Here is a 20,487-nt window from a genome sequence, read left to right on the forward strand (position 1 = left end):
AAAATAGGTAATAAAAAGCGAAAAAATATAGTCTTCCGCCCAGCAAAATAAACGCTGAACGGTGCATATTCCAGACGGTGTCCGGAATGGTTCAATTGATATGGCTGAGATAAGATCATCTCTTTCTGCCGGTCCTCATATCAATACTTGATTGATCAATGATGATTGCCGAAATTGATTAAGCACTTTCGGCAAACATTTCCCGCCCGATTAGCATGCGCCTGATTTCGCTGGTGCCTGCGCCGATCTCGTAGAGTTTGGCATCGCGCAGCAGACGTCCGGTCGGGTAATCATTGATATATCCATTGCCGCCAAGCGCCTGGATAGCCTCAAGCGCACACCATGTTGCTTTTTCGGCTGCATAGAGGATGCACCCGGCAGCGTCCTTGCGTGTGGTTTCGCCGCGGTCGCAAGCCGAAGCCACCGCATAAACATAGGCGCGTGATGCGTTCATTGTCGTGTACATGTCGGCAAGCTTACCCTGCATCAATTGGAATTCGCCAATTGGCTGGCCGAATTGCTTGCGTTCATGCACATAGGGAACAACCACATCGAGACAGGCAGCCATAATGCCGATTGGGCCACCAGCCAGAACAACGCGCTCGTAATCAAGGCCGGACATCAGGATTTTCACGCCCTTGCCCTCTTCGCCGAGCACGTTTTCAAACGGCACTTCGCAATCCTCAAACACCAGTTCGCAGGTATTGGAGCCGCGCATCCCCAGCTTGTCGAGCTTTTGCGCAGTCGAAAATCCTTTGAAGCCCTTTTCGATGAGGAATGCGGTCATGCCGCGTGAGCGCCAGCGGAAAGATCAGTCTTGGCATAGACGACAAGCGTATTTGCGTCAGGGCCATTGGTGATCCACATTTTATTGCCGTTCAGCACATAGCGGTCATTCTTCTTGTCAGCACGCAGCTTCATGGACACCACATCTGAGCCAGCACCGGGTTCGGACATAGCCAGCGCGCCCACATGCTCGCCGGAGCATAGCTTTGGCAGATATCGCTCTTTCTGCTCAGCGGTGCCCCAACGATTGATCTGATTGACGCAAAGGTTGGAATGAGCACCATAGGACAGGCCAATTGAAGCTGATGCGCGGGAAATTTCTTCCATGGCAATGGCATGGGCCAGATAGCCAAGACCCGAGCCACCGAAATCCGGGTCAGCCGTCATCCCAAGCAGACCAAGCGCACCCATCTCCTGCCAAAGATGCATTGGAAACTGGTTGCTCTTATCCGTTTCTTCCGCCAAAGGCGCGACCTTTGCTTGCGCAAACCGCTGCACAGTCTCGCGCAATGCTTCGATCTCGTCAGAAACTCCGAATTTTAGGCCCGACTGGTACATCACGTCCTCCCTTTGCGATTGTTTCGATCTTCTTGGCACCAACAAGGCGCAATCCCAATTCGACATAATTTTCGGCAACTTCGCTGGCCGTCAGCCGGTCATCGGCCCGAAACCACACATTGACACCCGTGGTCATGGCAATGATTGCCCGGGTTGTCAGCGCTATATCGGCAATGTCAAACGCGCCTGCCTCAATCCCTTCATCCAGAATATCACGCAGACTGCCTTCATAGGTGGAGCGGAGCTTGACAATCATTGCAAGATTATCGGGGGAAAGGCTGCGCAGTTCCATATTGGCGATGTGAACATCGTCGCGGCGCTCCACATGATATTGAATGTGGAAGCGGATAAAGGCGGCAAAACGCTCGCGCACTCCTTGCGCCTTTCCGTTTTCCTGCTGCCATGCGCCCAGCAGCCGCTCCATATGATCCCGCATCACTGAAAAGAGCAATTCCTGCTTGTTGGGATAATAACGGTAGAAGGCGGCAGGTTGAACGCCCACTTCTTCCGCCAGCTGGCGCATCGACATGGCCTCATAGCCAATACGCGCTATCAGGCGTTTGGCTGCGGCATCAATAGCGCTGCGGGTTTTCTCTCCATCTGATCCGGTCGTGCGTGCCATGGTGAATTAATAAAACGAACGTTCAATTAATTCAAGGGTCATATTAGACCTTCGTCCAATTGGAGAAGGCGCATTGATGCATATAGGATTGGACTCATTGCGAACGAAACCTCATTTCCAGAGAGTTGATTTTTAATGATAAATGCGCGCCTTTCTCGTGGTGTCCTAGCCATTTCGGCCACGGCACTTGCCTCCCTTGTTCTCGCTTCGCCTGCAAGTGCGATCACAATGAAAGAATGCAGCGTCAAGTATAAGGCGGCGCAAAGCGCTGGCGAGGCGGAGGGCGTATCGTGGAGCGAATTCCGCAAGGCCCAGTGCTTGAAATCTTCGAATGAAGATGCCGCCGCAACGACGGACAAAAATTCAAAGAAGGTTGCGGAAGAAAAGCCAGCAAAAGCTGAAAAGAAAACCGAAGCAGTGTCTGGCGAGATGAATTTCCCGCCCGCCATATCCGCCAAATTTGCCAGTGAAAAGCCGGCAAAGGCGCGAATGCATACATGCCTGGAGCAATACCGCGCAAACAAAGCCGCCAATACGCTCGGCGGAACAAGCTGGATTGAAAAGGGTGGTGGTTACTACAAGCAGTGCAATGACAGATTAAAAAGCGCCAAGCCATGACTCAATCTGCTGCACGTTTAGGTCGCTTGAAGTCCGGCGATGGCGGTGGCACATTCCATGGCATGGAAACACGTGTCGCATTTCTGGAAAAATCATTTGAGAAGACGGATCGCAAGCTCGACACCGTCATCCGGGATGTTTCAGATTTGAGGGGCGATGTTATCGTTTTAAAGAGCGACGTGGCTGGACTGAAAAGCGATGTTTCCGGCCTGAAAAGCGATGTAACCGGCCTTAAAAGTGATGTTTCCAGCCTTAAAAGTGATGTAACCGGTCTGAAAAGTGATGTAACTGGTCTGAAAAACGATTTTTCAGGGCTCAAAGATGATGTTGGTGGTCTGAAAGGCGATTTTACCAGTTTCAGAATTGACATGGCATATCTAAAAGCCAAAGTTGATGCGCTGCCCTCGGCAATAGCCTTTGGTAAGCTTTCAGCAAAAGTCGATAGTCTGCCATCTGCCCAGGAGTGGGGAGAATTACGCGGGCGTGTTGAAAGCCTCCCTACCACTGGTAAACTTGCCAGTATGCTTGCTATAGCAGTTGGCTCGATCGCGATTATCAACAACTGGCCAGCCATTATTGCTGCGATTTTTTGACGTAGATCGTAACGTATTCGCGGATAGGGCTGGCGTTGCGTGTTTGAGCGTTAGCGCGGTGACTTGAAATCCAGCGCCTTGAAGACTGTTGCGGCCACCACGATCCAGCCAAGGATAAGCAGCGAGCCTCCAAGCGGTGCGGCAAAGGCAAACAGCCTGTCTCCGTTCAAATCCCGGGAAACCAGATCGCCGATGAAGAAAAGCAGCCCCAAAATCAGGATTAGTCCACCTAAATAAGAAGCGCGGCTGAGCTTTCCGAGCAAAGAGAGCGACAGAAATGCCGGTGCATGGATCAAAAGGATCGGCGCAATAGTTGCCATATGGCCGCTGGTGCTGTGGGCCGCCGCTGCATAGGCTGCAATGCCCGCCGCGCCGAACAGGCCGCCCAAACCCACAAAACCCCGATTTATTTCCACGCTCTTCTCCCTGTCTAGCTTGCGGCCTGCAATGCCAGCGGCAATTGCTGCTCGAATATATCGAGTTCAGCATCAAGACCGACGCTGACCCTGATGCAACGGTCAAGCCCCGGTGCCATTGGTTTGCGCACGAAGACATCCCGTTCGATCAGTCTGTTCAATACGGAAAGTGCGTAAGCCCCATCTTTTCCGCAATCAATGGTAACGAAATTGGTGGCTGACGGGATGGCCTTCAATCCGTTCGCTTCGGCTATTGCGCTTATCCGGTCTCTTGCCGCTATGATCTTGCCCACGACCTGTCGCAGATAATCCTGATCTTTGAGCGCTGCAAGCGCTGCAATCTGAGTCAGCTTGTTCATGCCGAAATGATTGCGGATTTTGTCAAAAGCAGTGATTTGCTGTTGCGCGCCGATAGCATAGCCGCAGCGCATACCAGCAAGACCATAGGCCTTGGAAAAGGTGCGCATCCGCAAAACATTGCTCCGCGATATATCAATTGCGGGTTTGGAGCTGGCAGGAGCAGTCTCACCATAGGCTTCGTCGAGGATAAGCATTGTCGTTGGCGGGAGTGCATCTATGAAACGTTCAACGTCGTCTGCGTCCCACCAGGTCCCCATGGGATTGTCGGGATTGGAAAAATAGACGAGCGGCGCATTCTCGCGCTTTACTGCATCGAGAAGCGCGCTCAAATCTTCTCTATCGTCGCGATAGGGAACAGTTATCAAGCGCCCGCCAAATCCAGCCACATGGAAATTGAACGTAGGATAGGCACCCAGCGACGTTACCACGGGGGTACCCTCGCTGACATATTGACGAACAGCCAGCCCGAGCAAAGTATCAACGCCTTCGCCCACGACAATATTGGAGGGGGCAACATGCAGATGACTTGCCAATGCATGCTTCAGGTCGAAGTTTTCCGGATCAGCATATTTCCAGGACTCGGCGGCATGTTTCTGTATGGCAGCGATGACGGATGGGGCAGGGCCAAAGCCATTTTCATTCGCCCCGAGACGAGCGCGAAACAGGCCGTTGCGTTTGCGCTCAAGCGCTTCCGGCCCAACAAAGGGCACTGTTGAGGGCAGTGAATCTATGAGGGGAACGAGCTTCGGGTTCATAAGCAAAGCGATAGCAGTTTTCCTGAGCTAAACCAGCAAAACTTAACCTGAAATCCCAGGAAATCCGCTAATTTTTTCGTTGTGCCGACATCTGTTTGGCATGCTTATGTTTCAGCCTGTCGCACGACGTGTGCCGCAAATTTGGAACCAAATCTGTCTCTTCAAGGTTTTGCAGCCAGTGGGACAATGAAGATAACAGAGAGGCCACGAAATGAAAAAGATTCTTGTATTGACCGCAGCGGCGTTGTTTGCCACTTCCGGTCTCACATTTGCGCAGGACACAGTGGTTGTTGAAGTTCCACAAAGTGCACGGGACTATGTGATTGCCAACCCGTCCGATCCTGTCGTGATCGATGATGAACTGTCACAAGGCTATGTTGTGCCGGAAGATGTTGTAGTCAGGGAAATTCCTGAAAGTCCGGGCTATGGCTATATTTATGTGGAAGGTCGCCCCGTCATCGTGTCGATGAACGACCGCCGTGTCGTATATTTGTCTGATGCAGGCGGACCAAGCGCTGGTAGCGCATTTCCGGACGAGGTAATCACCTATGTCGAAAAACATCCAAGTGATCCGGTTGTCATCGAAGGTGAGCTGACAACAGGTGTGGTTGTCCCTGCTGACGTTCCGCTCGTTGAAGTGCCGGATCAGCCTCGTTACTCTTATATCTATGTGGATGACCGTCCGGCATTGGTCGAAAGAGAAACGCGCCGGGTTGTCTGGGTGCGTTAAGGCTCGATTTTAGTGGGAGAGAGAAGCGTCGCCGGTTAATTCCGGCGGCGCTTTTTATCGCCACCTACGATGATATCTATTGCCATAGAAGATGATAGGCGGATTATTGAAACGCATCTCGTCAAACTGAGCGCGTGATGCAGCGCGACGATCCAGTTCCAGATTGAGCAGGCAGGAGGCAAAGCCATCACCGCCGCGCTTGAATCCATACGATGAACAGGTTTGGCTATCGATTGCACGGCGCTCTTCAGGTGTCATCGTGGTACAACCGGTTATCACAAATGCGGCGAGCAGTGCCGATCCAATCAACAATCTCATAATATCCTCCACTGCAAATGGCAGTCATTCTTGCAGTAGATTTATATCATTGTGTTAGGGAAACGAATAGCAATCAGAGGTCGTGTCAGACTGGAACCGCAATCGCGGTAAGGGCTCTACACAAATAGCAGGCCAATAATCATCAAAATGACAATCGCCCCTGCCATTACTGGCAGAAGCGAAAAACTCGATGCAGTGGTTTGAGGTTTCAATACCAATTTGGCAAAGCTAGAAGAACGGTGGCAGCTACTTGAGTAACCACCAGAAATGTAACCAGAGGAATAAAACCGTCACTGATTTTGCGGTTGTCATTAGCAGCGCTTGTCATGTGCATCTCCCGATTTGATGGCCTCGAAATACTGAAGTCATGATCGTTAGGGCCGAACATCGGCATGGTCACAAGACTGTAACATCCTGAAATCTTTTGTCACCCCTAAAAGCGCACAAAAACGAATTCCAACAGCTGTCTCGTGGCCTCGATAAAAACTTCGGGTGGAATAAAGACCGTCATTCCAAAGGCTTAGAGGAAGTGGCGCAGGCAAATAAATTTATCTGCGCCACCGTATATTTTGTTACTCAGCCGGGGTTGCTGCAGGCGCAATTGCGCCCGAATCATGGCTGGAGTCGCCTTCGAAGGTGCTGGCGTGATGGCTCTTGAGCGGGCGATTACCCGTCATCGCACGAACCAGCACATAGAATACCGGCGTCAGGAACAGGCCAAATAGTGTCACGCCAATCATGCCGGCAAACACGGCGACACCCATCGCGCTGCGCATTTCCGCGCCCGCTCCTGTGGAAGTGACCAGAGGGACGACACCCATGATGAATGCCAGCGAGGTCATCAGGATGGGGCGCAAACGCAATCTGCTTGCCTCGATCACCGCCTTGAACGGTGTCGATCCGGCAAATTCCAGTTCGCGTGCAAATTCCACGATCAGGATGGCGTTCTTGGCCGATAGCCCCACAAGCACGATCAACCCGATCTGTGTGAAGACATTATTGTCCCCACCCGTCAGCCAGACACCGCTAAGAGCGGCAAGCAGTCCAAGCGGCACGATCATGATGATCGAAAGCGGCAGGGAGAGGCTTTCATACTGGGCGGCAAGAACCAGGAAGACCAGGAGGATCGATAGCGGGAAGATCAGATAGGCAGAATTACCCGCAATAATTTCCTGATAGGTCAGTTCTGTCCATTCAAAGCCAATACCTGCGGGCAATGTTTCTGCTGCGATCTTCTCCACGGCGGCGCGAGCCTGACCGGAAGAGAATCCCGGCGCAGCATTGCCGTTTACATCGGCAGCAAGGAAGCCATTATAGCGCTGGGCGCGGTCTGGTCCGGCTGTTGACGTTACCTTGATCAGCGCCGAAAGCGGGATCATTTCTCCTGAGCCGGAGCGAACTTTCAGATCGCCAATATCCTCTGCTTTGGCCCGGAAATTCGACTCCGCCTGCATGCGGACGGAGTAGGTGCGTCCGAACTTGTTGAAGTCATTGACGTAAACCGAACCCAGATAGATTTGCAGCGTATTGAAAATCTCCGGCAGGGATACGTTGAGCTGGCGCGCCTTGGCGCGGTCAACATCGGCGTAAAGCTGTGGCACGTTGATCTGAAAACTGGTGAACAGCCCGGTCAATTCAGGAGCAGTTGCAGCCTTGGCAAGGAATCCCTTGGTTGCACCGTCCAGCGCCTCATAGCCGAGACCATTGCGATCTTCGATCTGCAGCTTGAAGCCGCCGATAGAACCAAGACCCTGAACCGGGGGAGGCGGGAACACCGCACTGAACGATTCCTGAATTCCTGCCAGCTTCTGGTTGAGCTGCATGGCGATGGCGCCAGCACTCAGCTCAGGTGTTTTCCGCTCCTCAAATGGTTTTAGCGAGACGAAAACCACGCCGGCATTGGAGCTATTTGTAAACCCGGCGATGGATAGGCCCGGAAAGGCAATCGTGCTTTCCACACCCGGGATTGACAGAGCCATGTCGCCGATACGGCGGACAACAGATTCTGTCCGGTCAAGCGTTGCGCCATCTGGCAGCTGCGTGAAGCCAACCAGATATTGCTTGTCCTGTGGCGGCACGAAACCGCCAGGTACAGTGCGGAACATCAGCGCTGTTGCACCAATGAGCACGATATAAATGCCCATCATAACAGTCTTGCGCGAAATCACGCCGCGTACGCCCTTGCTGTAGCCGTTTGCACCACGCGTAAACACGGAGTTGAAGCCACGGAACAGCCAACCCAGCGTTTTGTCCATGAACCGCGTCAAAGCATCTTTCGGCTGGTCATGTCCTTTGAGCAGCAAGGCGGCAAGGGCAGGAGAGAGCGTAAGCGAGTTGAACGCGGAAATGACGGTTGAAATGGCAATTGTCAGCGCGAATTGGCGGTAAAACTGCCCTGTCAAACCGGTGATAAAAGCCAGCGGAACGAACACGGCAACCAGCACGAGTGCAATCGCGATGATCGGTCCGGAAACTTCGCGCATGGCCTGTATGGTTGCGGCACGCGGCGCGAGGCCATTTTCAATGTTTCGCTCGACGTTTTCCACCACCACGATGGCGTCATCGACGACGATACCAATAGCCAGAACCAGACCAAACAGGCTCAGTGCGTTGATGGAAAAACCAAACAGATGCATGACAGCGAACGTACCGACAATCGATACAGGCACCGCAATAAGCGGGATGATCGAAGCGCGCCATGTCTGCAAAAACAGAATGACCACGAGAACGACCAGCAGAACGGCTTCAAGCAGCGTATGGACAACGGCCTCAATGGAGGCGCGAACGAACTGCGTCGTATCGTAAACGATCTTGTAGTCCACGCCTTCCGGCATGGTCAGCTTGGCCTCTTCCATCGCAGCACGAACCTGATCGGCGATCTGGATCGCATTGGAGCCCGGAGCCTGGAATACAGGGACGGCCACCGCCGATTTGTTATCAAGCAGGGAACGCAAGGAATATTGCGCTGAACCCAGTTCAATACGCGCAATATCCCGCAAATGCGTAATCGCGCCGTTCGGCGCGGTTTTGACGATGATCTGGCCAAATTCTTCTTCAGTGGCCAAACGCCCCTGTGCATTCACTGAGAGTTGCAGATTGACGTCGTTCTCATTTGGAGAAGCACCGATCGTACCCGCTGCCGCTTGCACGTTCTGAGCTCTGATCTCGCTCAGAACATCAGTCGCGGAAAGACCGAGTTCCGCGGTCTTTTGCGGATCGAGCCAGATGCGCATTGAATAATCGCCTGATCCGAACAGCTGCACATCGCCAACACCGTCAATACGGGCTAGGCGATCCTTGATGTTGATCAATGCGTAATTGCGCAGATAGGTGATGTCGTAGCGATCGTTCGGCGAAATCAGATTGACCACCAGCATCAGGTCCGGCGAGCTTTTTACCGTGGTGATGCCAAGCGCCCGCACTTCTTCCGGCAGACGAGGCTCTGCCTGTGAAACGCGATTTTGGACCAATTGCTGTGCCTTGTCCGGATCGGTGCCAAGGGCGAAGGTCACTGTCAGCGTCAACTGGCCGTCAGATGTTGCCTGGCTGCCCATATAGAGCATGCCTTCAACGCCATTGATGGATTCTTCCATTGGCGTTGCAACTGTTTCTGCGATGACCTTCGGATTTGCGCCCGGATATTGCGCGCGCACCACGATCGATGGCGGAACCACGTCCGGATATTCGGAAACCGGCATCGTCGTCAGCGCGATAAGGCCGCCGAGGAAGATGATGAAGGACAGGACCCCCGCAAATACCGGGCGATCAATAAAGAAATTGGAGATGTTCATAGCGATTCCGCCTGCCGATGAGCGCGTAAGGCCAAAAACCGTTTTCGGTTTCTGGCCGGTGCTACACGCATTTCAAATACTGCCATGCCGTGCCTCAATTTAAGCACACGGCGCCGCAGATCTTATTGTTTGACGTTGGCCTGCTCGGCCTGCGCCTGCAACTGGTTGGATGCATTGGCGCCCATGGCCACCATTTCAGGTGCTACAAGAGAACCTGGCCGTATGCGCTGCAGTCCATTGACGACCACCTTGTCTTCCGCCTGCAGGCCGGATGTCACGATCCGAAGGCCGTCAGCCTTGCCGCCCAAAGAAATCTCGCGATATTCAACGACATTTTGCGGGTTGACCACCATCACGAACTTCTTGTTCTGATCTGTGCCGACAGCTTTCTCATCCACCAGCAATTCCTGGCGTTCATTTGCCTGACCCATGCGAACCTTGGCGAACTGACCGGGCATGAGGCGACCATTGGCATTGTCGAAAACGGCGCGCACTTTGACCGTGCCACTGTTTGTTTCGACACTGTTATTGATGAGCTGGAGCTTGCCTTGAACATCGGCTTTGCCCTGCACATCCATCTGAACAGGAATGCGGTCGACGAAATCGCGGTTGTTCAACCCTTCAGGAAGATCGGCAAGGGCATTGGCCACAACGTTTTCATCGGCTTCGAAGCTTGCATAGATAGGACTGATCGAGACCAGAGACGTCAGCAATGGCGCAGCCGGTCCGGCGGCAATCAGATTGCCTTGCGTAATCTCGATGCGTCCAACACGGCCGCTGATCGGCGCGCGGATATCCGTATATTCGAGATTGAGCGTTGCTGTCTTGAGCACTGCCCGCGCAGCTTCAAGGTCGGCGAGCGCGCCAGCTTCGACATTCCGGCGCTGATCGTAATCACTCTGGGAAACAGTGCGGGAATCGATCAGGCGTTTGCCGCGTTCCAGCTCGTTCTTGGCAAAGGCCAGTCTCGATTCAGCCGCGCTTACCTGCGCTTTTGCCCGTGCAACTTCTGCCTCATAGGGAGCCGGGTCAATCTTGACGAGCAGATCGCCTTGTTGGACTACCGAGCCTTCCTTAAAGTGAATGGATTGAACAGCACCAGCAACGCGCGAGCGCACATCGACCTGATCAACCGCTTCGAGACGGCCTGAAAATTCGTTCCACTGGCTGACAAGCTTGGGCTGTACTATCGCAACGGAAACGGGGGTCGCCTGCGCAGGGGCCGCCTGCTCGCCTTCCGCATGGCTTTTGCTAAAGTCGAATATCTGGGTGCCGCCGGCCACGCCAAGCGCCAGAACGAGGCCGCCAATGGCGAGATTTCTTTTGAGTGTGCTGATTGACATCGTGGTCATCCTGCTTGAATTTTTCACCATTGGGAGGATGGTGAACGGGAATCCGGTTGACCGAATTCTTCATTGACGTTCCATACCGATCGGTATAGAACAGCGATATAAGGCTGCGGTACAGTAGCTGTCAATGGAATTTTATACCGAACGGTATAATTCTTTTAGGGAGTATTGTCCATGGGACGCCCGAGGGAATTTGATGCGGACGATGCTCTGCAGACGGCCTTGGAACTGTTCTGGCGCAAAGGTTATGAAGGTACGTCGATCACCGATCTGACTGACGGCATGGGTATAACCAAACCCAGCCTTTATGGGACCTTTGGCAATAAGGAAGAACTTTTCCGTATGGCGCTTGAGCGCTATGAGCAGAATTACATGGCCTTCTTCTGGAAAGCGCTGGAGCAACCTGATGCCCGCTCGGTAGCGCGCGACGTCTTGTTTGGCTTCGCCAATGCGCAGACCTGTGATTGCAATCCGAGTGGTTGCCTTGGAATAAATGCTGCCATGGGATGCAGCGAGGCCGCCGAGGCGGTTCAAAAAACAATTATTGAACGGCGGCAGATTGGCCAGAAAGCGTTGACGAGGCGGTTCGAACGCGCCAAGCGCGAGGGCGACCTGCCATCCGATAGCAATCCGGAAGATCTGGCTCGCTATATCCTCACCGTGTCGCAGGGAACTGCGGTACAGGCTGCCAGTGGCATAGGGCGTGAGGAAATCCATCGCCTTGTCGATATTGCCATGCGGTCCTGGCCGGGGTCTAATTGAGCCGCTGCATCGATATTGCTCCACGCACTATTTGCTCTGCAATAAGCCCTGTATTTCCGGTTCCTCAAACCCGCCCAACAAAAAGCCCCGCTGACGGATATCCGCGCGAGGCTTTTTAAACTTTGATGAGATTCAGATTTTACTGATGCTGCTCTTTCAATGGGACCTTACGCCGGGGAGCCAAATTTTCAATCGGCTGCTTTTCTTCAACGGAAGGCTTCTTTTCGGCGATAGCCTGACGCAGCATTTGCCACTCTCTTTCGTGACGGAGGTAGATGTCCTGCGGAACGGTAGGTGTCGTCATTCTGCACTCTCCAATTGAGGTCTGTAGCCCCTATAATGTTGGAGATAGGACGCCGGTTCCTGATTCTCAATTCAAGATTTGCGACTTTCATTTACACTCCGCATAGTTGCGAAAATCGCCTGTGCCGCGCAGTAAAATTACAAAAAACATCCGATTTTTTAGCCGAAAAATCACGGCTGTTTTTTCAACCGATTTAGAGATTCATAGCCAATCCGGACCTTTTCAGCGAGAGTGAGCAACTTGTCCTTGCATGTTTTCGAATCAAGATCGCTAGGCTGCTTTGGTGATGCGATGACATCTCTAAGCCAGCCGCGCACGGTTTGATCAGCCTCTTCAGACGACTTGCCAATGGCTTTGAGTACAGTTTCGCTGCTTTCAATGGCTGAATAATGGGGTTCACGTCCAAGCGATGCCTGGCACTGGTAGGATGTTATGACCAGTGCCTTTGCGTCGGCGGTAACCTGACCTTTGCTTGCGCCAGTTGTGGTGCAGGCGCAAATGCCCGTCAGAAGCAGCACCATCACGATCTTGCCTGAAAATCTCATACCATCCCCCATCCAGAAGTGCAGGCTATTCATCTGATCGGGCGATGTCGAGGGACGAGACAAATTTGCTCTGTTCAAAACCCGTTGCAGCGCAGGATTTCGATTTTTGAGGAGCATTTGAACAAAACCCTTGCCAACAATGGGTTTCATCTTTAGTCAGCGTCCTCGGAGAGGTGGCCGAGTGGTCGAAGGCGCTCCCCTGCTAAGGGAGTAGACCCGTTAAACGGTCTCGAGGGTTCGAATCCCTTCCTCTCCGCCATTAAACGGCTCAAATTGATTTGATGCCGAAGAGCGGATGAAGCTCACGACAGGGCAAAAATTCTGACCTCTCTGCCGATACCCTGAAGCTCCGCCATTCTGGAGGCCGATGTGATTCCGCTCTCACGGAGGATCTCTAAAACCTGGGCATCCCCGACAATCGCTTCCGTCGTCATGATCACATTGGGATCGGCAAGGCCCTGGACACGGGAAGCGATGTTGACGGTCTGGCCGAAATAGTCCTGCCGGTCGTTCAGGTTGACTGCGAGGCATGGTCCCTCATGAATACCGATCTTCAGGAGTAGATCGTCGCTGCCGTGTTCGGTGTTTAACCGAAGCATCGCCTCTCGCATCCTGAGCGCAGCCGCCACCGCGCGGTCCGGGCTTGGAAAGGTCGCCATTACGGCATCTCCTATGGTTTTGACGACCGCCCCGGTCTCCGTGGCGACGATCTCGTGAAGAACCCGGAAATGCCCCCGCACGAGATCGAAGGCGGCCAGATCTCCAACGCGTTCGTAGAGGGCCGTCGAACCCCTCAGGTCGGTGAAGAGAAACGTCAAGCTGATGATCTTGAGACGCTGGTCGACATCAAGGGTGTCGATCCGGTATATGTCGCGGAAACTCTGGTTTGTCAGCAGACGCTTGGCTGTCAGAAAGGGTCGCCTGCGGCCCAGAAGATCGTGCAGCTCATCGCCTGCGATGCAGACATTCGGTACCACTCGGCGATCGGTATGGTTCTCGAGTGTGAGCCGCAGCAAGCCAGGACGGAGGGTAATCGTTTCGTTCAGCGCATGCGCCCGACTGATGACCATCGACAGGGTTTGACGTTCGTCGGTCGGCTCGCCCTTCACGTCGATGAACTGCGCTGAGTGCGTCACCGCATCGAAGATGATCACGAATTGCGCCGGCAGTTGCAGCGAGACGAAAGCCTTTTCGCCCGGAGCAAGCTCGATCATCTCCAGCTGAATGCGTGCGAACCGCGCTTCGAGGTCCTCCGGTAGGTCAACCCCGGAGCTGAAGAATATCTGGCGGTAATATTCGAGCGGAGGCAGCCGATCAGGATCGTGGGCGGCAATCCTGCGTACTCTCGGGCTGACCGTAAACGTGACCTCGACCATCTCGTCGAGGGTGGGTTCGTATCCGGCCGCACAGAGCGCACAATGGTAAGTCTCGTGGACGACCCCTTTGAGGGATGCGCCGCTGTCAAGGACGCCGCCGCATCCCGGGCAAAGCACGTTCCAGGTCATCTCGAACGCGCCTATGCGGGCTGCATGGAGAAGCGCTGCAATGGTTTTCTCTTGATCAAGATGGTGCGTATCGGCGAAGGCGAGTGCATTGATGCGATTGAGATCGCGATCCGAGCCGTGTCTGACAACGTTCTCGATGCATTTGACCGTCTGCGGGTCAGCCGCTTGTCGCAGGGTCGCAAAAAGTACGTCCACTTCGCTCATTAGACAAGTCTCCGTCTGCAGAACCCACGGCGGACGACGCCAGGACCAGGATCATAACACGGGAATGTTCCAATAGAAATCTATGGGCATGGATATTACTCGCCCGAGCGACTTTGTCCTTCCAGACGAGACAACATTTTTGCATTTGCATTTGTCCATAAATGAGATTAAATCTCAAATATGGGAATTATCATACGCGACCAAAATCACGCTCTTGCTGAGCACCTGCGCAGTTTGCGGATGAAACGCGGCCTGACATTGCAGGATCTGGCGTTGAGCAGCGGTGTCAGCCGGGCCACTCTATCGAGGATCGAGAAGGGGGAGGTCAGTCCAACGGCGGAGACGCTTGGCCGCTTGGCTTCCGCCTTCGCGCTGCCAGTATCACAACTCTTGACGCCGCTCGAGCCGGATTACGTTCCGCTACTGCGCCGTGCTGATCAAAGTATTTGGCTGGACCGCGAAAACGGGTTCTCCCGCCGCACCCTCTCGCCTCCAAGCGGGCGGCTGAAGCTGGAAATGATCGAGTGCGAAATCGCGCCCAATCAGCACATTGTCTATGATAGCCCGGCATTTCCGGGGCATGAACATCATCTTGTGGTCTTGGCTGGCCCGCTCACGCTGATCGTCGATGACGTTCGGTACGAACTGAGCAAGGGCGATTGTCTTCGCTATCAATTGCGCGGCGGATCGTCTTTCGCGACCGGCGATCAACCCGCCCATTATATTATCGCTATGGCTTAAGGAGCCTCGGAATGGAAGTCCAGATTATCGAACTTGATGCTCGCGCGATCGAGGAAAGGTTAGAAGACCTCTCACAAATTCTCGCCCTGACCGTGGGGCAAGGCGCAGCGGTCAGCTTCATGGCTCCGCTGTCCGTCGAGGATGCGAGCCTGTTCTGGTCCAAAAATGTCCAACCCGAAGTCGTCGCCGGACGAAGAATCCTCTTTGGTGCAGAACGTGCGGGAAATCTTCTTGGCACCGTGCAACTTCTCACCGCCATGCCTGATAATCAGCCCCATCGATGTGAGATTGCCAAGATGATCGTCCACCCGCAAGCTCGCCGGCTTGGTATTGGCCGAACTCTTATGAACCATGCCTTGAGCAGGGCTCGTGAGCTTGGAAAAACGCTTGTCACGCTGGACACACGAACCGGCGATGTTGCTGAACCCCTTTATGCCTCCACTGGTTTTAAGGTTGCAGGTGTAATCCCGGACTTTGCGTGGAATCCGGACGGAAAGGCGAAACACGCGACCACCTACATGTTTCGCCATATCTAATACTTGCGACCAAGGCGGGTGGTGGTTTGCCCCTGCTTTTGGCCGTTTCAGTAGGTTATGGTTCAAGCAGCCCGCACTAGCGCAGTTCCGGCCATTCAGTGCCCGACGCTGCCCTCAAACCTGCGCCGTAATCCACCCTGAAAATGCTTCCATGGCCGGGGTAGGGAGGCGCGATTGCAGCCGCGTCAGCCAATAGCTTCCGAGTGAAATCGAAGTCTGGAAAGGTTGCTTGATTGCGCCGGATGAAAGTTGCCGCGAAAACATTAACGGGGGAGCCAACGCAATGCCGATCCCTTGGAGCGCGGCCTCCATCATGGCGAGCGAGGAATCAAATACGATCCCTTTGCTGAGTTGCGGCGAGGCAGCCACCCCAGCCGCCTCAAACCATCGGCTCCATTCATCCTTGCGGTAGCTTCGTAGCAGGGGCTGATTGACGATATCTCCCGGCTCCTGCAATTTCTCCGCCAGCTCCGGAATGCAAAGCGGCGATAGCGGCGCCTCAAAAAGGCGAATTGCCTCTGTTCCATGCCAGGAGCCGTCGCCAAATCTAATGGCAAAATCCAGCCCTTCTGCGGCGGTGTCGACGCGATTATTATTGGTTGATATCCGCACATCGACAAAGGGAAATTGCCGCTGGAAATCCGGCAGTCGAGGCAGCAGCCACCCCACGGCAAATGTTCCGACAGCACCAAGAAAAAGCAGCTCGCGCACATGGCCGCCCTCTATGCGCTCAAGTGTATTGGCCAACTGGTCAAACGACCCCGTTACAACGGGCAGGAGCGCTTCTCCCTCGGCAGTGATTTTTAGTCCACGCGGAAGGCGTTGAAAAAGCTGTACGCCAAGCCGCGTTTCAAGGCTTTTCACCTGCTGGCTGACAGCAGCCTGCGTCACGTAAAGTTCGATTGCTGCTCGTGTGAAGCTCAGATGCCTTGCAGAGGCTTCAAAGGCCCGAAGACCATTCAGGGGAAGAAAGGGACGAACCATATCTGACCTAGTTTTTCTTATGTCAGATACCAGATATCATCGTTTGTTTTCAGATTACAGTGCCAATAGAGATTTGCCTGGTAGCGATCACGGCACAAGGAATTTGCATTATGAAACGGAAAATTGCCACAGCTTTGGCGGGCTCTCTCTTGATCACGGGCGTTTCGGCTACGCTTAGCCATGCGGCCGATGATGCCAACAGGATTAAATCTCTCGTAGACGCCGCAATCCGTCCCGTTATGGATAAGAATGCTATACCAGGCATGGCTGTCGGCGTCATTGCTGACGGAAAGTCCTATATATTTGAATATGGCGTTGCTTCCAAAGACACCGGAACAGCGGTCACGCCTTCGACGATTTTCGAGATCGGATCAATCAGCAAAACATTCGTCGTGACCCTCGCAACCTATGCGCAAGCCAATGGCCAGATTTCGCTGTCCGACCTCACCAGCAACTATCTTCCTGCGTTTAAGGGCACCGAATTTGGTAAGATTCCGCTGCTGCATCTGGGTACGCATACGCCAGGGGGCTTTCCCTTGCAGGTGCCGGATAACGTCAAGAATGACGATCAGATGATGATTTATCTGAAGAACTGGAAGCCTGTCTATAAGCTTGGCACGACCCGGACCTATGCGAATCCAAGCATCGGGATGCTCGGCGTGATCAGTGCCAAAGCCATGAACAAGGATTTCACCTCTCTCATGGAAGGCACTTTATTCCCGGGGCTCGGTCTCGCCAGCACCTATATTGACGTGCCGAAAAGCAAAATGAAAGATTACGCGCAAGGCTATACGAACAAAGACAAGCCTGCCCGCGTAAACAAGGCTGTTCTGTCCTCGGAAGCCTATGGGGTGAAGACGACTGCGCCAGACATGGTCCGTTTCATGCAAGCAAATATGAACATGGTCAAGCTGGAGAGCAAGCTGCAGCAGGCGATTGCGGATACGCATAAGGGCTATTTCAAGGTTGGAGCAATGACCCAGGATTTATTATGGGAACAATATAGCTATCCTGTTTCGTTAAGTGCTTTGCGACTGGGTAATTCGCGAGAAATTTCTTCAAAGCCGGTGCCTGTTGAACAGATCAATCCACCCACGGAACCGCGTTCTGATGTGTGGATCAACAAAACTGGTTCAACCAATGGTTTTGGTGCCTATGTCGCATTCGTGCCCGAAAAGAAGATCGGCATTGTCATTCTGGCGAACAAATATTACCCGAACGAAGAGCGTATCAATGCTGCTTATGAAGTTTTGACCAAGCTGGACTCCAAATAATATCTACTATCGAGAAGCGCTGCTTTGATAGCTTCCAGCGTCTGGGCGCGGTTCAGCCCAGCCATATCGATAGCGTGGTTTTCGAGATCACCCAGCGATGAAAATTGCTGATGCAAAGCGCTGATCGGCCCGGGGTCGGTCAGCGTATTGCCGCCCCGCAGCCGGCATCGCTCGATCGCCTCATCCAGAAGAGGCCGCAAAACAATATAGTGGAGCGGTGCAGTGACCTTGCGAAATGCTTGCAGGAACCAGGGGCCGATGATGCCGTCTACAACGACGAAGAAGCCGCCTTCGGCATAACCCTCAGCCACGCCCGCCAGGACCTTGATGACAGTCTCGTTTTGCGCATGTGCCTCTGGCAGGTAGGGCTGTATCAAGCCGCTTTTTATACAGTGCCAGAAGTCATCTGAATGCAGATGAACGGCCGGAATGCCGGATGCGGTAACAAGCAGCTCTGCAGCCGTGCTTTTCCCGGAACCCGGAGGCCCGGTTAGAATCAGAATGTTACCAGCCAGATTTTTCATGCGTTCCTCAAAACAGGTTTCATTCATGCCCGGAAGCCCTCGGTTGGGGTCATGGCATGAAAAAAACATACTCACAGTTGCATGTTGCGCGAACTACACCATGACTTGACTATTTCGGTCATATAAACAATTTTCTCGCCAAACGCAGCATGGCACTAAAACCAAACATGCAAAGGAAGCATCATGGATAGGTCACTTGATATCTACATAGGCTGGGATTCCCGCGAGCCCATAGCATATGAGGTAGCAAAATCCACCATCCTGAAAAACGCATCGATCCCGGTGAATGTACACCCGATCGTGTTGCAGGATCTCGTTGATAAGGGCGCTTATACGCGCGATGTCGACCCGCTCGCTTCAACGGAATTCACCTATTCGCGCTTTTTTACGCCCTATCTCGCCGGTTATAAGGGCTGGGCTTTGTTTTGCGATTGCGATTTTCTGTTCTTCTCCGATGTGGCAGAGCTTTTGCAGTATCGCGACGAGAGCAAGGCTGTAGCCTGCGTCAAGCATGACTATCAACCGAAGGCCGGGGTCAAGATGGACGGCAAGGTGCAGACCACCTACCCACGCAAAAACTGGTCATCCTTCATGCTGTTCAATTGCGAACATCCTTCGACGCGCCAGTTGACACCCGAATTGATCAATCGCGAAAGCGGCGCATATTTGCACAGGATGCAATGGGCGCAGGACGACGAAATCGGTGAAATCCCGACAGAGTGGAACTGGTTGGAAGGCTGGAACGAGAAGCCAGCAAGCGGATATCCGCATGCCGTGCATTTTACCAATGGCGGTCCATGGTTCAAAGATTGGCAGAATGTCGACTATGGCGATATCTGGACCAAAAAGGCATTGGAAATTGACCCGGAATTCAAGCCGATCTAAAGCAATTCCAGGAAAAGTGCGAAGCGGTTTTCCGTCCGGAATTGCGTAGACAAAGGTCAATTCCAGGAAAAGTGCGAAGCGGTTTTCCGTCCGGAATTGCGTAGACAAAGGTCAATTCCAGGAAAAGTGCGAAGCGGTTTTCCGTCCGGAATTGCGCAAGCAAACACGCTTTACACGCAAACAACTATGGTGGAATGCAATAATGGACGGCGGCGACCTGGCGCAGTTCCACCACAAGTTGAAAAGCAATTTCGGCTTCCGAATGAAACCGTATAGTCCTCAAAATGCTGCTGTAACCTTGACCATGCGGCAGCTTTTGCCAACCAAACAGGCTGGCAACCACGCCGTCACTCCTTCGTCGGTTCCTGACTGAATCCCTCAACCTTGCCGGCGAATCCCTCCGGCAGAACAATTCGATGGGCAAAACTTGCTCTAGCATGACTTGGGGCATGGTCCCGATCACATCTATATGTTTAGACATGATGGCCGCAACGCAACTATTTAGCGTTCGAATCTCATCCCGTGAACGTGTTGGAACATGACCAGATCCATTCAATTATCCCGCCGCACTTTTGTTTTCGGTTCCATGGCCGCGAGCGCTGCTCTTGGCGGATGCACAACGACAGCGACAACGCAGCATGCCGAAATCGCGCCGCCCAAGCCGCGTCCCGTAAAGCAATCCTTGCCGACAGGATTAGCTTCACCATCGGAACTTGAACTGCGATATGCCGCACTTCAAGATGGGGGACATTCAATTCCTGCGATACCCTTTCAGCAGATGGATCCGAAATATTATCGTCAGCGCGTGACAGACCCCACCGGCGAACCCGCAGGGACGGTTGTTGTCGATACGGTCGGGCGCTTCCTTTATCTGGTGGAACCGGGCGGAACAGCAATGCGCTATGGTGTTGGTATCGGCCGCGATGGTTTTGCCTGGCAAGGTGAGGGGATTGTTCATTGGCGGCAGCATTGGCCACGTTGGAAGCCGCCGGCAGACATGATTGCAAGACAGCCGGAGCTCGCAAAATACTCCGTCGAAAATGGCGGAATGGAGCCGGGAGTCAAAAATCCACTCGGTGCGCGCGCACTTTATATATTCCAGAACGGGCAGGACACGCTTTATCGTCTTCACGGATCACCGCAATGGCGCTCGATTGGCAAGGCTACGTCGTCCGGTTGCGTGCGCCTGATCAATCAGGATGTGATCGATCTATATGACCGTGTGCCGTATCACGCGCGAATCGTCGTTCACCAATCTCCCCTTGGGGCGCCGCAAACTCAGGTTTGATAAAAAGCGGGTCAGCATCGGGAAGTCTTCCGAACGCCA

The 20,487-nt window shown here is 53.4% G+C and carries 21 protein-coding genes, 1 tRNA gene and 1 pseudogene; 11 read left to right on the forward strand and 12 right to left on the reverse strand.

Features of this window, described 5'->3' with window-relative positions; all coding sequences use genetic code 11:
* Window positions 1-178: 178 nt before the first annotated feature.
* Window positions 179-1,344 (reverse strand): annotated as a pseudogene (locus QFZ34_RS18035) (isovaleryl-CoA dehydrogenase).
* Window positions 1,310-1,966, reverse strand: coding sequence for a TetR/AcrR family transcriptional regulator (locus tag QFZ34_RS18040; protein WP_307283732.1), 657 nt, complete (start codon window positions 1,964-1,966; stop codon window positions 1,310-1,312). The pseudogene QFZ34_RS18035 and the gene QFZ34_RS18040 overlap by 35 nt, the downstream one beginning before the upstream one ends.
* A gap of 135 nt (window positions 1,967-2,101) precedes the next feature.
* Here QFZ34_RS18040 and QFZ34_RS18045 point away from each other — a divergent pair, with 135 nt between their 5' ends.
* Window positions 2,102-2,584, forward strand: coding sequence for a hypothetical protein (locus QFZ34_RS18045; RefSeq protein ID WP_307283735.1), 483 nt, complete (start codon window positions 2,102-2,104; stop codon window positions 2,582-2,584).
* Window positions 2,581-3,177, forward strand: a complete 597-nt coding sequence (locus tag QFZ34_RS18050; RefSeq protein WP_307283738.1) for a hypothetical protein — start codon at window positions 2,581-2,583, stop codon at window positions 3,175-3,177. The genes QFZ34_RS18045 and QFZ34_RS18050 overlap by 4 nt, the downstream gene beginning before the upstream one ends.
* 50 nt (window positions 3,178-3,227) lie before the next feature.
* On the opposite strand, the gene QFZ34_RS18055 is transcribed toward QFZ34_RS18050, so the two are convergent.
* Entirely contained in the window at window positions 3,228-3,593 is a 366-nt protein-coding gene (locus QFZ34_RS18055) for a DUF423 domain-containing protein (protein ID WP_115051900.1), read from the reverse strand.
* Window positions 3,594-3,607: 14 nt separating this feature from the next.
* A complete protein-coding gene (locus tag QFZ34_RS18060) occupies window positions 3,608-4,708 on the reverse strand; it encodes a pyridoxal phosphate-dependent aminotransferase (protein ID WP_370878814.1) in 1,101 nt (366 codons plus the stop codon).
* 211 nt (window positions 4,709-4,919) lie between these two features.
* Between QFZ34_RS18060 and QFZ34_RS18065 the strand changes: the two genes are divergently transcribed.
* Window positions 4,920-5,438, forward strand: coding sequence for a DUF1236 domain-containing protein (locus QFZ34_RS18065; protein WP_115051898.1), 519 nt, complete (start codon window positions 4,920-4,922; stop codon window positions 5,436-5,438).
* Between the two features lie 54 nt (window positions 5,439-5,492).
* Here QFZ34_RS18065 and QFZ34_RS18070 read toward each other — a convergent pair whose 3' ends face one another.
* From QFZ34_RS18070 to QFZ34_RS18080, 3 genes are all read right to left on the reverse strand, one after another.
* Window positions 5,493-5,756 (reverse strand): hypothetical protein, encoded by a 264-nt coding sequence (locus QFZ34_RS18070; RefSeq protein ID WP_115051897.1) that lies wholly within the window; start codon window positions 5,754-5,756, stop codon window positions 5,493-5,495.
* A gap of 572 nt (window positions 5,757-6,328) precedes the next feature.
* Window positions 6,329-9,547, reverse strand: coding sequence for an efflux RND transporter permease subunit (locus tag QFZ34_RS18075; protein ID WP_115051896.1), 3,219 nt, complete (start codon window positions 9,545-9,547; stop codon window positions 6,329-6,331).
* Window positions 9,548-9,669: 122 nt separating this feature from the next.
* Window positions 9,670-10,890 carry an efflux RND transporter periplasmic adaptor subunit gene (locus QFZ34_RS18080; protein WP_307283750.1) on the reverse strand — a complete coding sequence of 407 codons (1,221 nt, stop codon included), beginning with the start codon at window positions 10,888-10,890 and terminating at the stop codon, window positions 9,670-9,672.
* A gap of 180 nt (window positions 10,891-11,070) precedes the next feature.
* On the opposite strand from QFZ34_RS18080, the gene QFZ34_RS18085 reads away from it, so the two are divergent.
* Entirely contained in the window at window positions 11,071-11,658 is a 588-nt protein-coding gene (locus tag QFZ34_RS18085; RefSeq protein WP_115051894.1) for a TetR/AcrR family transcriptional regulator, read from the forward strand.
* A 139-nt stretch (window positions 11,659-11,797) separates the two neighbouring features.
* Here QFZ34_RS18085 and QFZ34_RS18090 read toward each other — a convergent pair whose 3' ends face one another.
* Both QFZ34_RS18090 and QFZ34_RS18095 read right to left on the reverse strand, forming a co-directional pair.
* Window positions 11,798-11,962, reverse strand: a complete 165-nt coding sequence (locus tag QFZ34_RS18090; protein ID WP_307283754.1) for a hypothetical protein — start codon at window positions 11,960-11,962, stop codon at window positions 11,798-11,800.
* Between the two features lie 170 nt (window positions 11,963-12,132).
* Window positions 12,133-12,657 (reverse strand): hypothetical protein, encoded by a 525-nt coding sequence (locus QFZ34_RS18095; RefSeq protein ID WP_307283757.1) that lies wholly within the window; start codon window positions 12,655-12,657, stop codon window positions 12,133-12,135.
* Window positions 12,658-12,674: 17 nt separating this feature from the next.
* Between QFZ34_RS18095 and QFZ34_RS18100 the strand changes: the two genes are divergently transcribed.
* Window positions 12,675-12,766: transfer RNA gene (locus QFZ34_RS18100), tRNA-Ser, on the forward strand.
* A gap of 43 nt (window positions 12,767-12,809) precedes the next feature.
* On the opposite strand, the gene QFZ34_RS18105 is transcribed toward QFZ34_RS18100, so the two are convergent.
* A complete protein-coding gene (locus QFZ34_RS18105) occupies window positions 12,810-14,216 on the reverse strand; it encodes an adenylate/guanylate cyclase domain-containing protein (RefSeq protein ID WP_307283760.1) in 1,407 nt (468 codons plus the stop codon).
* A 180-nt stretch (window positions 14,217-14,396) separates the two neighbouring features.
* Here QFZ34_RS18105 and QFZ34_RS18110 point away from each other — a divergent pair, with 180 nt between their 5' ends.
* Both QFZ34_RS18110 and QFZ34_RS18115 read left to right on the forward strand, forming a co-directional pair.
* On the forward strand, window positions 14,397-14,957 hold the full coding sequence (locus QFZ34_RS18110; protein WP_307283763.1) for a helix-turn-helix domain-containing protein: 561 nt from the start codon (window positions 14,397-14,399) through the stop codon (window positions 14,955-14,957).
* A gap of 11 nt (window positions 14,958-14,968) precedes the next feature.
* Entirely contained in the window at window positions 14,969-15,493 is a 525-nt protein-coding gene (locus QFZ34_RS18115) for a GNAT family N-acetyltransferase (RefSeq protein ID WP_307283766.1), read from the forward strand.
* Window positions 15,494-15,607: 114 nt separating this feature from the next.
* Here the strand turns inward: QFZ34_RS18115 and QFZ34_RS18120 are convergent, their stop codons facing one another.
* The gene (locus QFZ34_RS18120) at window positions 15,608-16,477 is read right to left on the reverse strand and encodes a LysR family transcriptional regulator (protein ID WP_307283769.1); all 870 of its coding nucleotides are present in this window, start codon (window positions 16,475-16,477) and stop codon (window positions 15,608-15,610) included.
* Window positions 16,478-16,587: 110 nt separating this feature from the next.
* Between QFZ34_RS18120 and ampC the strand changes: the two genes are divergently transcribed.
* Window positions 16,588-17,751 (forward strand): class C beta-lactamase, encoded by a 1,164-nt coding sequence (gene ampC, locus QFZ34_RS18125; protein WP_307283771.1) that lies wholly within the window; start codon window positions 16,588-16,590, stop codon window positions 17,749-17,751.
* Here the strand turns inward: ampC and QFZ34_RS18130 are convergent.
* Window positions 17,718-18,275 (reverse strand): AAA family ATPase, encoded by a 558-nt coding sequence (locus QFZ34_RS18130; protein ID WP_307283773.1) that lies wholly within the window; start codon window positions 18,273-18,275, stop codon window positions 17,718-17,720. The genes ampC and QFZ34_RS18130 overlap by 34 nt on opposite strands.
* Window positions 18,276-18,458: 183 nt before the next feature.
* Here QFZ34_RS18130 and QFZ34_RS18135 point away from each other — a divergent pair, with 183 nt between their 5' ends.
* The 3 genes from QFZ34_RS18135 to QFZ34_RS18145 all read left to right on the forward strand — a co-directional run bounded on the left by QFZ34_RS18135 (window position 18,459) and on the right by QFZ34_RS18145 (window position 20,448).
* Window positions 18,459-19,160: a glycosyltransferase gene (locus QFZ34_RS18135; protein ID WP_115051869.1), complete on the forward strand. Its 702-nt coding sequence runs from the start codon at window positions 18,459-18,461 to the stop codon at window positions 19,158-19,160.
* 202 nt (window positions 19,161-19,362) lie between these two features.
* Window positions 19,363-19,533 carry a hypothetical protein gene (locus tag QFZ34_RS18140; RefSeq protein WP_307283780.1) on the forward strand — a complete coding sequence of 57 codons (171 nt, stop codon included), beginning with the start codon at window positions 19,363-19,365 and terminating at the stop codon, window positions 19,531-19,533.
* A gap of 165 nt (window positions 19,534-19,698) precedes the next feature.
* Window positions 19,699-20,448, forward strand: a complete 750-nt coding sequence (locus QFZ34_RS18145) for a L,D-transpeptidase (protein ID WP_115051868.1) — start codon at window positions 19,699-19,701, stop codon at window positions 20,446-20,448.
* The last annotated feature ends 39 nt before the right edge of the window (window positions 20,449-20,487 follow it).

Origin of the sequence: Phyllobacterium ifriqiyense (genome assembly GCF_030817885.1) — a bacterium.
Classification (GTDB): domain Bacteria; phylum Pseudomonadota; class Alphaproteobacteria; order Rhizobiales; family Rhizobiaceae; genus Phyllobacterium; species Phyllobacterium ifriqiyense.

Bases quoted from the DNA above. Each gene is read 5' to 3' on its own strand.
- QFZ34_RS18085 (WP_115051894.1), top strand. From the start codon at position 11,071: ATGGGACGCCCGAGGGAATTTGATGCGGACGATGCTCTGCAGACGGCC.
- QFZ34_RS18135 (WP_115051869.1), top strand. From the start codon at position 18,459: ATGGATAGGTCACTTGATATCTACATAGGCTGGGATTCCCGCGAGCCC.
- ampC (WP_307283771.1), top strand. From the start codon at position 16,588: ATGAAACGGAAAATTGCCACAGCTTTGGCGGGCTCTCTCTTGATCACG.
- QFZ34_RS18120 (WP_307283769.1), bottom strand. From the start codon at position 16,477: ATGGTTCGTCCCTTTCTTCCCCTGAATGGTCTTCGGGCCTTTGAAGCC.
- QFZ34_RS18130 (WP_307283773.1), bottom strand. From the start codon at position 18,275: ATGAAAAATCTGGCTGGTAACATTCTGATTCTAACCGGGCCTCCGGGT.
- QFZ34_RS18115 (WP_307283766.1), top strand. From the start codon at position 14,969: ATGGAAGTCCAGATTATCGAACTTGATGCTCGCGCGATCGAGGAAAGG.
- QFZ34_RS18080 (WP_307283750.1), bottom strand. From the start codon at position 10,890: ATGTCAATCAGCACACTCAAAAGAAATCTCGCCATTGGCGGCCTCGTT.
- QFZ34_RS18060 (WP_370878814.1), bottom strand. From the start codon at position 4,708: ATGAACCCGAAGCTCGTTCCCCTCATAGATTCACTGCCCTCAACAGTG.
- QFZ34_RS18075 (WP_115051896.1), bottom strand. From the start codon at position 9,547: ATGAACATCTCCAATTTCTTTATTGATCGCCCGGTATTTGCGGGGGTC.
- QFZ34_RS18110 (WP_307283763.1), top strand. From the start codon at position 14,397: ATGGGAATTATCATACGCGACCAAAATCACGCTCTTGCTGAGCACCTG.
- QFZ34_RS18050 (WP_307283738.1), top strand. From the start codon at position 2,581: ATGACTCAATCTGCTGCACGTTTAGGTCGCTTGAAGTCCGGCGATGGC.
- QFZ34_RS18105 (WP_307283760.1), bottom strand. From the start codon at position 14,216: ATGAGCGAAGTGGACGTACTTTTTGCGACCCTGCGACAAGCGGCTGAC.
- QFZ34_RS18065 (WP_115051898.1), top strand. From the start codon at position 4,920: ATGAAAAAGATTCTTGTATTGACCGCAGCGGCGTTGTTTGCCACTTCC.
- QFZ34_RS18045 (WP_307283735.1), top strand. From the start codon at position 2,102: ATGATAAATGCGCGCCTTTCTCGTGGTGTCCTAGCCATTTCGGCCACG.
- QFZ34_RS18140 (WP_307283780.1), top strand. From the start codon at position 19,363: ATGGACGGCGGCGACCTGGCGCAGTTCCACCACAAGTTGAAAAGCAAT.
- QFZ34_RS18095 (WP_307283757.1), bottom strand. From the start codon at position 12,657: ATGAAACCCATTGTTGGCAAGGGTTTTGTTCAAATGCTCCTCAAAAAT.
- QFZ34_RS18145 (WP_115051868.1), top strand. From the start codon at position 19,699: ATGACCAGATCCATTCAATTATCCCGCCGCACTTTTGTTTTCGGTTCC.
- QFZ34_RS18090 (WP_307283754.1), bottom strand. From the start codon at position 11,962: ATGACGACACCTACCGTTCCGCAGGACATCTACCTCCGTCACGAAAGA.
- QFZ34_RS18070 (WP_115051897.1), bottom strand. From the start codon at position 5,756: ATGAGATTGTTGATTGGATCGGCACTGCTCGCCGCATTTGTGATAACC.
- QFZ34_RS18040 (WP_307283732.1), bottom strand. From the start codon at position 1,966: ATGGCACGCACGACCGGATCAGATGGAGAGAAAACCCGCAGCGCTATT.